Here is a 10,073-nt window from a genome sequence, read left to right as displayed (position 1 = left end):
TCGTTCTCGCGAACAACGTGACCCACAAGTAGTGAAGCTGACACTCACATCATCGGGTTTCCCCTAGTGAGCCGATATGCAAACATCCAGACGCCGATGCGCCCAAACCGCCCGCATATCCCTTCTCTTCCAAACCTGTCAAAGAGCGATCTTCAGACAAAAAACGTGCGATCCGCCAACTTCCTGGCGTATCCCCTCGCGCCTTGTCTTCAGATTTTCCGAAACTTTCCTTTGACTTTCGCCTAGGGCCCGCTTCGTCACCGTCGCGTCTCCGCTTCGGTGAAGGGGTATTTACGGACCCGACGCAGCACCTGCAAGAGGGAAAAGAACGTTCTTTGCAAAAATTTTGCTCGGATCAGAAACTGCCGCAAAATCTGGGGGTTGGCGCAAGAAATGGCACAAGTCAGCGTTGCGGGCAGCAATAATCTTGCCGCCTTTCGGCGTCCAAAGGGAGTTCAGGCGGCCACCGGCCTGCGTCGTCCGGACTTTGGCAGAAGCCGGACTGCCAGAAGGGCCATGGCAAGGCCCGCATAGACCAAGACTTCCGTCGTCCAGACCTTGGAGAGAAGGACAAAGTGCAGGATCCCGGCCAGAATCGCCACATAGGCCAACTTGTGCAGCCTTCCCCAGGCCTGCGGGCCCATCCGTCGGATCGCAGCATTCGTCGAGGTCAGGGCCAGCGGCAACAGTGCTGCGAAGCCGACCATTCCCGCGATGATGTAGGGCCGTTTCCAGAGGTCGGCCGCCATCTCTGACCAGCGGAGGCCCATGTCCAGCCAGACCCAAGCCACAAGGTGCAAGGCGACATAGGCAAAGGCGAGAAGGCCAAGCGCCCTGCGAAAGCGGATCAGGTTCAGGCCCAGACGCCGAAGCGGCGTGATCGCCAGCGACGCGAGAAGGAACTGAAGCCCGAGGATGCCCAACTGATGCTCGATCGCCTTGACCGGATCGGCACCGAGTTCATTGCTGACCGCCCCCCACACCAGGAGGGCCAGCGGGACCGCGCCAAGGGTGTAGATCACCCAGGTGGGCACCCGCCGGGCGAAGGCGTTCAGGCGATCCATCAGTAATCGACCGACAGGTCCTGCCCGGTGTAAAGCGAGGCGACCTCTTCTTCATAGCCGTTGAACATCAGCGTATCGATCCGTCCGCCGAAAAGACCCGAACCGACGCGCCGTTCGGAGGCCTGGCTCCAGCGCGGGTGATCCACGTTCGGGTTTACGTTCGAATAGAACCCGTACTCCTGCGGCTGCAGCATGTTCCAGGTCGTGGGGGGCATCGTGTCGGTAAGGCTGATCCGCACGATCGACTTGATCGACTTGAAGCCGTATTTCCACGGCACGACAAGACGGATCGGCGCGCCATTCTGGTTTGGCATCGGCTCGCCATAGAGCCCGTTGGCGAGAATCGTCAGCGGGTGCATCGCCTCGTCCAGCCGCAGCCCCTCGCGGTAGGGCCACTCGATGAAGGGCGAGGACACGCCTGGCATCTCCTCGGGGCGGACCAGCGTTTCGAAGGCCACGAACTTCGCCCCCGGCTGCACGCCGACACGGTCAAGCAGGCCGGCAAGCTCGAACCCGATCCAGGGAATGACCATCGACCAGGCCTCGACACAGCGGAAGCGGTAGATGCGTTCCTCCAGCGGCTGGTTGCGCATCACGTCGGCGAGGTCATAGGTGCCGGGCTTGTCCACCAGCCCGTCGATCACGATCGACCATGGGTCGGTCGTCAGCGCGCCCGCGTAGCGCGCGGGGTCCTCCTTGCCCGTCCCGAACTCGTAGAAATTGTTGTAGCTGGTGATGTCCTCAAGACTCGTCGGCGGCTCGTCGGTCGAAAACCGGCTGGCCGGAGCCTGCGCGTGGACGGGTCCCGGCACTGCCGAAGCGGCCGCCAAAGCCGCGCCGCCGGTGATGATCTCGCGCCGGTTCAGCCAAAGGGACTTCGGCGTCACGTCCGACCAGGAGAGTTTGCGCATCGTTTCCTCCGTGTTCATCCCCCCAAACCTGCGCTTGTGTCGCCGAAAGGCAAAGCAAGCCGCCTCACATCTTGGGCAAGGATTGAAACATGCTGACCATTCGTCGGCTTGGCTGAAACATTACATCACCGTCGCTGAACTTTCTTCACATCGATTTGACTTGATCAGCGGAACCCCGCGGGCTTAGCGCGCGACATTTGGCGGTCAAGCGCAACTCACGGATTTGTTTGGGTGATCCGATGCCGCAGGTGCACCATATACCGCCCTGCCAATCACGGCACACCGATCAAACGGGAGTGACACCAAATGATCCGCAGAACCTTTCTGGCGCTGAGCGCCGCCACCGCCTTCGCGATGCCCGCCTTCGCGCAGGATGCCGACATCGTCGACACCGCTGTCGCCGCTGGCTCGTTCACCACGCTGGCCGCTGCCCTCGAAGCCGCTGGCCTGGTCGAGACGCTGAAGGGCGAAGGCCCGTTCACCGTCTTCGCGCCGACCGACGCCGCCTTCGCAGCCCTGCCGGCCGGCACCGTCGAGGACCTGCTGAAGCCCGAGAACAAGGACCAGCTCGTTGCCGTCCTGACCTATCACGTCGTTCCGGGCAAGGTCATGTCGACCGACCTCAGCGAAGGTCTGAAGGCTGCCACCGTTCAGGGCAGCGAAGTGACCATCACCCTCGAAGGTGGCCCGAAAGTGAACGGCGCGGTCATCTCGACCCCGGACGTCGCTGCCTCGAACGGCGTGATCCACGTCATCGACAGCGTCATCCTGCCGCCCGGCTGATCCGGTTGTTCCGGTCAGGAAAGGGGCGGGATTTCCCGCCCCTTTTCTTTTGGCGGCCGATTGATGAAGCTGGTTGCCATGCGCTTCGCATCCTGAAAGGGACGCCCAGAATGACAGACCGGCTTATCAAGGCGCTTGCGCTGATCGACGCAGCCAATGCCGCGGACCCGACGCAGGAAGACGGCCAGCCGGCAGCCCTGCTTTATGGCCATCGCATGACGGCCGAACTTGACCGTCTGTTCCCCGCCGCTTCAGAGGTCCTGCAGATCGCTGCGCGCGGCCAGCACGTCGAACGCTGGCTGCTGCCGCGCAGCGACTACCCGTCCGGCAAGGCGGGATATCTTGACTGGCGCCGGGAACAGGCCCGCCGTCACGCCTCACGCGTGGGTGGCATGATGGCCGAAGCGGGCTACCCCCCGGCCGAATGTGACCGCGTGGGCATCCTTCTGCGGAAAGAGGGGCTGAAACGCGATCCCGAGGTCCAGGCGCTGGAGGATGTGATCTGCTTCACCTTCCTGCGCTGGTACTTCCAGGCCTTCGCCGCGACGCGCGACCCGGCAGAAGTGGCCGATATCGTGGTCAAGACCGCGCGGAAGATGTCAGCCGACGGCCGCGCCCGCGTTCTGGACGAGTTCCCACTACCCGCACCGTTGGCCGCCGCCTTCCGCGCCTGAGGCGACGGACCGGAAAGAAAAAGGGCCGCCAATGGCAGCCCTTTTCAGTTTCAGTGCACCACCGCTTCCGGCGGCCGCTCGCGGCGGCTTGGCACCACCCGGTCGCCGATGATCAGGCCCTCGGGACCCGAAGTCACCGATACGACCGATCCGTCCAGCACATCGCCAGCCAGCAGCATCTCGGCCAAGGGGTCCTGCAGCTGGCGTTGGATCACCCGCTTCAGGGGCCGCGCACCGAAGACAGGGTCATAGCCCTCGTCGGCCAGCCACGCTTTCGCTGCATCGTCCAGCTCCAGCGTGATCTTCCGCGCCGCAAGCCGCGCCTCCAGCCGCTTGAGCTGGATCTCGACGATGCCAGACATATCCGCCCGGTTCAGCCGGTCGAAGATGATCTGCTCGTCCAGCCGGTTCAGGAACTCGGGCCGGAAATGCTGGCGCACCGCCTCCATCACCTCGGCCTTCGCACGCGAGGCATCCGCGCCCTCCGGCAACTCGCTCAACGCCCGCGCCCCAAGATTCGAGGTCAGGATGATCAGCGTCTGCTTGAAGTCGACCACGCGGCCCTGGCCATCGGTCAGCCGGCCATCGTCCAGGACCTGCAGCAGCACGTTGAAGACGTCGGGATGCGCCTTTTCGACCTCGTCGAAAAGGATGACCTGATAGGGCCTGCGGCGGACCGCTTCGGTCAGAACCCCGCCCTCGTCATAGCCGACATAGCCGGGCGGCGCGCCGATCAGGCGGCTGACCGAATGCTTCTCCATGAACTCGCTCATGTCGATCCGGACCATCGCGCTGTCGTCATCGAACAGATACTCGGCCAGCGCCTTGGTCAGCTCGGTCTTGCCGACGCCGGTCGGGCCAAGGAACAGGAAGCTGCCCAGCGGCCGGTTCTCGTCCGAGAGCCCCGCGCGCGACCGCCGCACGGCGCGGCTGACGGCTTCCACCGCTGCCCGCTGGCCGACCACGCGCTTGCCCAGCTCCTCCTCCATCTTGAGGAGCTTCTCCTTCTCGCCTTCCAGCATCTTGGTCGTGGGAATGCCGGTCCAGCGTTCCACCACCTCGGCAATCTGCTCGGGCCGCACGGCTTCAGCGACCAGTGCCTCGCCCTCGCGTCCCTCGGCTTCGCCCAGCTTCTTCTCAAGCTCCGGGATACGGCCATATTGCAGCTCACCGGCCTTGGCGAAGTTGCCCTCGCGCTTGGCCTGCTCCAGCTCCGCACGCGCCACGTCCAGCTGTTCCTTCAGGCCGCGCGCCGTCTCAAGGCTGTCGCGCTCGGCCTGCCACTTGGCCGTCAGTTCCGACGACTTCTGCTGCAGGTCGGCAAGCTCCTTCTCCAGCTTCTCCAGCCGGTCCTTCGACGCCGCGTCGTCTTCCTTCTTCAGGGCCTCGGCCTCGATCTGGAACTGCAGGATCTGCCGGTCCAGCGCATCCAGCTCTTCGGGCTTCGAATCCACCTCCATCCGCAGGCGGCTGGCGGCTTCGTCCACAAGGTCGATCGCCTTGTCCGGCAGGAACCGGTCGGTGATGTAGCGATGGCTCAGCGTCGCCGCCGCGACCAGCGCTGCGTCGGCGATCTTCACCCCGTGGTGAAGCTCGTACTTCTCCTTGATCCCACGCAGGATCGAAATCGTATCCTCGACCGTGGGTTCGTTCACGAAGACCGGCTGGAAGCGACGGGCCAGGGCCGCGTCCTTCTCCACATGCTTGCGGTACTCATCCAGCGTGGTCGCTCCGATGCAGTGGAGCTCACCACGTGCCAGCGCCGGCTTGATCAGGTTGGCCGCATCCATTGCGCCTTCCGATTTGCCCGCGCCGACCAGGGTGTGCATCTCGTCGATGAAGAGGATGACCTCGCCCGCCGCAGCCTCGATCTCTTTCAGGATCGCCTTCAGGCGCTCCTCGAATTCACCACGGTATTTGGCCCCCGCGATCAGCGCACCCATGTCCAGCGCCATCAGCTTCTTGTTGCGCAGGGATTCCGGAACGTCACCATTGACGATGCGCAGCGCAAGGCCCTCGGCGATCGCCGTCTTGCCGACACCGGGTTCACCGATCAGGACAGGGTTGTTCTTTGTCCGGCGGGACAGGACCTGCATCGCGCGGCGGATTTCCTCGTCGCGCCCGATGATCGGGTCGATCTTGCCGTCGCGTGCCTGTTCCGTCAGGTCGCGGGCATATTTCTTCAGGGCCTCCATCGTGTCTTCGCTCGAGGCACTGTCAGCCGTCCGACCCTTGCGCACCTCGTTGATGGCCGCGTTCAGACCCTGGGCCGTCACCGCCCCCGCCGTCAGCGCATCCTTCGCGCGTGTGTTTACCAGTGCCAGCGCCGTCAGCAGACGCTCGACGGGAACGAAACTGTCACCGGCCTTCTTCGCGACCGTCTCCGCCTCGTCCAGCACCCGCACAAGGCTTGGGTCGATGTAGGTCTGACCGTCGCCGCCCGAAACCTTCGGCAGCTTCGCGATCGAGGCATTGATCGCCGCATTGACCTGTTCCGGCGCACCACCCGCCTTGCGGATCAGGTTCGCGGCCAAGCCCTGGTCGTCATCCATAAGCGCCTTCAGCAGGTGATCGGGCAGCACGCGCTGGTGGCTTTCCCGCATCGCGATGGTCTGTGCGGCCTGAAGGAAACCACGTGACCGTTCCGTGAATTTCTCCAAATTCATCGGGCATTCTCCTCTTGTGAAGCACCCCCGAAAGCGCCGCCCGGAATTCCAGCACGGTCGCAAGGGGCCTTGCCCAAGATTTGGGCGTGCTGCCCCGTCTTTGCAATCCCTTCCCGGGACAGATTCCGCATCGGCGCGATCCCGCCCGCCGATGCGCGTGACCCTTTCTCCGCCGACCCGGCCCGCCGGCATCGGCGGCGGAAGGCACCAGCCCCGGCCCTCGCCCCATTCAGGCTTGCCATGACCTGCCCGACGTTCCCAAGTCGAAAGACCGCCAAGGATATCCGCCTAATGACCGACACGAAGCTTCCCCTGATCCACAAGGCCCCGGTCGAAGGGCTGACCCTGCATGTCGCCCGCGCGCGGCTTGCGATCGGGGAACACGCATGGCTGGAGCGGCTGAGCGACGGCAAGATCGGCGTCTTCGCCACGGTCCGCCAGCTTGTCCTTGGGTTCGTTCCGCGCTGGCGCCCCGCCCTTCTCGGCCATCTCGGCCCCGTGGCCGAAGAGATCGTCGCCCCCTCGCTGGCCCATGGCGATCCGCTGCGCGTCAGGATCATCGACCTCGTGCCCGAGCATCTCTCGAACGGCTACCCGCCCGAGGTCTACATCTCGGTCTGGGGCGATCCCCGCCACATCACGCCGGTTCTCGAAGCCGCCGGTCTTCTTCCCGAGGTCGAACCGAAGCCGCCAAAGCGCCCCGGTCCCCTTCGCACCATTCAGGGCTCGTAGCGCACATAGGCAAAGGCGCTGCTGTCCGGGGCCCAGCTTGGCACGTTGATCGTCCCCTGCCCGCCAGTGAACTCCCGCACGCGCCGCCGATCCTGCCCCTCCGGGTCGCACAAGACCAGCGCCACCTCCAGGTCCGCCGGATGCCCTTCCGTCCCCGGAGGATAGGCAAGGTAGACCAGGTGCCTCCCGTCAGGCGACGGATGCGGGAACCAGTTCACGAAGCCATCCTCGAAAAGCTGCCGCTGCCCCGACCCGTCCGCCGCCATCACCCAGATCTGCGCATGCCCGCCCCGGTCGCAATTGTAGTAGATCCGCGCGCCGTCCGGCGAAAACTCCGGCCCGTCGCAATGCCCCTCGCCCCAGGTCAACCGCTTCTCAGCCTCGCCCGGCACCAGCGTGTAGACGTCGATCACCCGGCTACCGCCCCGCGCCGCGACGTAAGTCAGCACCTTCCCGTCCGGCGACACCCCGTGCCACCAGCTTGGTGCAGCGGTCGACACCTTAACCAGCTGGCCACCCGAGAGCGGCATAAGATAGACCTGCGACCCCTCCCCCTCATGATGCGACGAGAGGAAGATCGTCCCCCCATCCGGACTTATCCCGTGGTCATTGTTGCAGCGGATCGCCGGTCCGGTATCAACCTCCAGCAAGGCCGGCTTCTCCAGCGGCACCCGGAAAAGCCGCCCCTCGCCGTTCACCAGCAGCCAGTCGCCGGAAGGTGCCCAGTTCGGCGCCTCGATCCGCCCGTCAACCGCCAGCACCTCGCGCACCCGGCCCGTCGCCACCTCATAGGTCTCGATGATGCTCCGCATGCCCGCTACTCCCGCGCCTTGGGCACAAGCAGCTTCTTCGGACGCATCGCCTCGGCCGCCTTGAACAGGCTGAACGTCTGGTTGACGTAATTCACCACCCCCGACAGCTTCTCAAGATAGGCGGTCAACTCCGCCGTCTTCTCCGCCTCGACCAGCTGCACCGGGCGGGCCGGGTCCATCCCCTCGAACTGCAGGTAGAACAGGGGATCGCCCCGCCGCAGCACCAGGTCCTTCCCCGTGTCATGCCATTCGAAGGCCCACATGATGGGCCGCGGCCAGACCGAAACCGGGAACCGCCCGCCGAAGATCGTCCCGGGCAGAGGCACCGGCCGGTAATGCGCGAAGGCGTCAAGCTGGCTCATGTAGACCGGCTCGTCGGCGATGAAGCAGTAGGGCAGGTGCAGCTGCACCGTCGGGCGGTCGGGAAACCGCCACTCGGCCTCGTTCACCAGCGTCAGAACCTCGTTCAGCTTGTTCGAACGGATCGGGCTTGCCGCCCCCGCGCGGTTCACCAGAACGGGCTTCCCTTTCTCGTCACGCTGAAAACCGATGGTCAGGTCGAAGGGGCACTTCACCACGAAGTACCGGCTTTCCAGCTGGATCACCGCCGGGCAGCGGCTGGCCGACTTGGCATGCGCCTTGTTCGGGGGGCGGATCGCCACCCGCTCAGGCGGATCGTAAAGGACCGCGCCCTTGTCACTGGCCAGGAACCAGCCCACTGACAGCGGCCCCGATCCCGGCCCCTCCTCGGGGCGGTCAAACGTGACGTTGATCTCCAACCGCATCCTCCATCGCCTGCCTGACGGCCCGGACCGTCGCTGCATCGGTCTGCCGGACCGCCGCCGGCCCGAACCCCAGCGCCACTTCTGGCCCATCAGCATGAACAGTTACTGAACATGATCCATGCAACTCGCGCGTGCCAAGCCCCAGAAGCCGCGCCGCATTCCCGGCACTGACCCCGGCCCCCGGCATGATCACGATCCTCCCGGTCGCCTGCCGGGTCAGTTCCGCGATCCGTGCGGCCCCCGCCTCGGCCGTCTCCGCCCCGCCCGAGGTCAGGATGCGTCGGAACCCCAGCCCTACCGACTGTTCCAGCGCCGCCCCCATGTCCGGAACCAGGTCAAAGCATCGGTGCAGCGTCAGGTCCATGCCCTGCGACGCCGCGACCAGCCGTTCAAGCACGGGCACATCCAGCCGTCCGTCCGGCAGACTGGCCCCAAGGACAACACCCGCAAGCCCCACCTCGCGCGCGGCGGCGATATCCGCCTCCATCACCGCGACCTCCGCCTCCGACCAGACGAAATCCCCCGCCCGGGGCCGGATCATCGCCATGACCGGCAGACCGCAAGCCGCCGCTTCCGCCATAAAGCCGGCCGAAGGCGTCAGCCCGCCCAGCGCCAGCGCCGAACACAGCTCGATCCGGTCCGCGCCGCCCGCAACGGCGGCGTCCAGCCCCGCCACCGTGTCGACACAGACCTCAAGGATCAGCCCCACGCCGCCTGCCCCGCCATCGCCGCGCCCAGAAGCCCCGCGTCCGGCCCGCATTCCGCAGGCACCAGCAGGGGTGCCACCGTCCGCCGCAGGATGCGGACCCGCACGGCCTCGTCCAGGTAACGGACAAGGCCCGGCGCCCGGCTCAGGCCGCCGCCCACCGGCAGGACATCCGCCCCGACCACGTTGACCACCATCGCCAGCGGCCCCGCCACCAGATCACGCCATAGCGCCATGGTTTCGCCCGCCGCTGCCTCGCCGGCCATCCAGGCCGCGACGATCTCTTCCGCCGTGGCCGCCTCTCCGGTCCGGGTGCGGTGCAGCCGTTCCAGTCCCCGTGCCCCGCCCACGGTATCGACGCAGCCGACCTGTCCGCAACCGCAGGGAAAAGCGAAGTCTCCCCGGATCACAGGGCCGTGCCCCCATTCCCCGGCATAGCCACCCGCGCCGGTCACGACATTGCCGTGGATCACCAGCCCGCCGCCCACGCCTGTCCCAAGGATCACGCCGAAGACCGTTCCATGCCCGCGCCCGGCACCATGGCTCGCCTCGGCCAGCGCAAAGCAATCGGCATCGTTCACCACCATGACCGGCAAGCCCGTCACCCGTTCCAGCTCCGGCCCCAGTGCCAGCCCGTCGATCGCCGGGATGTTCGCCACCTTGCCGACCCCGGTGGCCGGGTCCACCACCCCGGCGATCGAGATCGCGATGCCCTTGACGTTCCGGACCGCGAAGCCGCGGATCGCCTCGGCAAAGCTGCGCAGATCGCCCACAGGTGTCGCCACTTCGCCAAGGGCGTGCAGCCCCGCCCCGCCCCATACCGCAGCGCGGATACGGCTGCCGCCGATGTCGAATGCCAGGATCATCGCGCCTCCCTTGCCCGCAGTCTTGACAGGCCCGCCCGCCCCCGTCAAACCGCCGCGACGCCCGCCGCCGGAGG

General features: G+C 65.9%; 10 protein-coding genes. 3 read left to right on the top strand and 7 right to left on the bottom strand.

Going from position 1 to position 10,073, the window contains the following annotated elements; all coding sequences use genetic code 11:
- Window positions 1-455: 455 nt before the first annotated feature.
- Together msrQ and msrP are read right to left on the bottom strand one after the other, a co-directional pair.
- Window positions 456-1,064, bottom strand: a complete 609-nt coding sequence (gene msrQ / locus AC2D9V_RS07405) for a protein-methionine-sulfoxide reductase heme-binding subunit MsrQ (RefSeq protein ID WP_484713385.1) — start codon at window positions 1,062-1,064, stop codon at window positions 456-458.
- Window positions 1,064-1,975, bottom strand: a complete 912-nt coding sequence (gene msrP, locus AC2D9V_RS07400) for a protein-methionine-sulfoxide reductase catalytic subunit MsrP (protein ID WP_484713384.1) — start codon at window positions 1,973-1,975, stop codon at window positions 1,064-1,066. The genes msrQ and msrP overlap by 1 nt, the downstream gene beginning before the upstream one ends.
- A 306-nt stretch (window positions 1,976-2,281) precedes the next feature.
- Here msrP and AC2D9V_RS07395 point away from each other — a divergent pair, with 306 nt between their 5' ends.
- Both AC2D9V_RS07395 and AC2D9V_RS07390 read left to right on the top strand, forming a co-directional pair.
- On the top strand, window positions 2,282-2,758 hold the full coding sequence (locus tag AC2D9V_RS07395; protein ID WP_484713383.1) for a fasciclin domain-containing protein: 477 nt from the start codon (window positions 2,282-2,284) through the stop codon (window positions 2,756-2,758).
- A gap of 110 nt (window positions 2,759-2,868) precedes the next feature.
- Window positions 2,869-3,432 carry a DUF4202 domain-containing protein gene (locus AC2D9V_RS07390; protein WP_484713382.1) on the top strand — a complete coding sequence of 188 codons (564 nt, stop codon included), beginning with the start codon at window positions 2,869-2,871 and terminating at the stop codon, window positions 3,430-3,432.
- 50 nt (window positions 3,433-3,482) lie between these two features.
- Here AC2D9V_RS07390 and clpB read toward each other — a convergent pair whose 3' ends face one another.
- A complete protein-coding gene (gene clpB / locus AC2D9V_RS07385; RefSeq protein WP_484713381.1) occupies window positions 3,483-6,098 on the bottom strand; it encodes an ATP-dependent chaperone ClpB in 2,616 nt (871 codons plus the stop codon).
- A 291-nt stretch (window positions 6,099-6,389) separates the two neighbouring features.
- Between clpB and AC2D9V_RS07380 the strand changes: the two genes are divergently transcribed.
- Window positions 6,390-6,830 (top strand): hypothetical protein, encoded by a 441-nt coding sequence (locus AC2D9V_RS07380; RefSeq protein WP_484713380.1) that lies wholly within the window; start codon window positions 6,390-6,392, stop codon window positions 6,828-6,830.
- Here AC2D9V_RS07380 and AC2D9V_RS07375 read toward each other — a convergent pair.
- Genes AC2D9V_RS07375 through AC2D9V_RS07360 form a run of 4 tightly spaced genes read right to left on the bottom strand, consistent with a single transcriptional unit; the run spans window position 6,818 to window position 9,999 of the window.
- A complete protein-coding gene (locus AC2D9V_RS07375) occupies window positions 6,818-7,642 on the bottom strand; it encodes a TolB family protein (RefSeq protein ID WP_484713379.1) in 825 nt (274 codons plus the stop codon). The genes AC2D9V_RS07380 and AC2D9V_RS07375 overlap by 13 nt on opposite strands.
- Before the next feature lie 5 nt (window positions 7,643-7,647).
- Window positions 7,648-8,421, bottom strand: a complete 774-nt coding sequence (locus AC2D9V_RS07370) for a hypothetical protein (RefSeq protein WP_484713424.1) — start codon at window positions 8,419-8,421, stop codon at window positions 7,648-7,650.
- Window positions 8,399-9,136 (bottom strand): copper homeostasis protein CutC, encoded by a 738-nt coding sequence (locus tag AC2D9V_RS07365; protein ID WP_484713378.1) that lies wholly within the window; start codon window positions 9,134-9,136, stop codon window positions 8,399-8,401. Before AC2D9V_RS07365 ends, AC2D9V_RS07370 begins: the two co-directional genes overlap by 23 nt.
- The gene (locus tag AC2D9V_RS07360; protein ID WP_484713377.1) at window positions 9,127-9,999 is read right to left on the bottom strand and encodes an ROK family protein; all 873 of its coding nucleotides are present in this window, start codon (window positions 9,997-9,999) and stop codon (window positions 9,127-9,129) included. Before AC2D9V_RS07360 ends, AC2D9V_RS07365 begins: the two co-directional genes overlap by 10 nt.
- Window positions 10,000-10,073: the final 74 nt, after the last annotated feature.

The organism is Tabrizicola sp. T46 (assembly GCF_057219895.1).
Note: the sequence above shows the minus strand (reverse complement) of the source record. Positions and strands in the feature narration are given on the sequence as shown.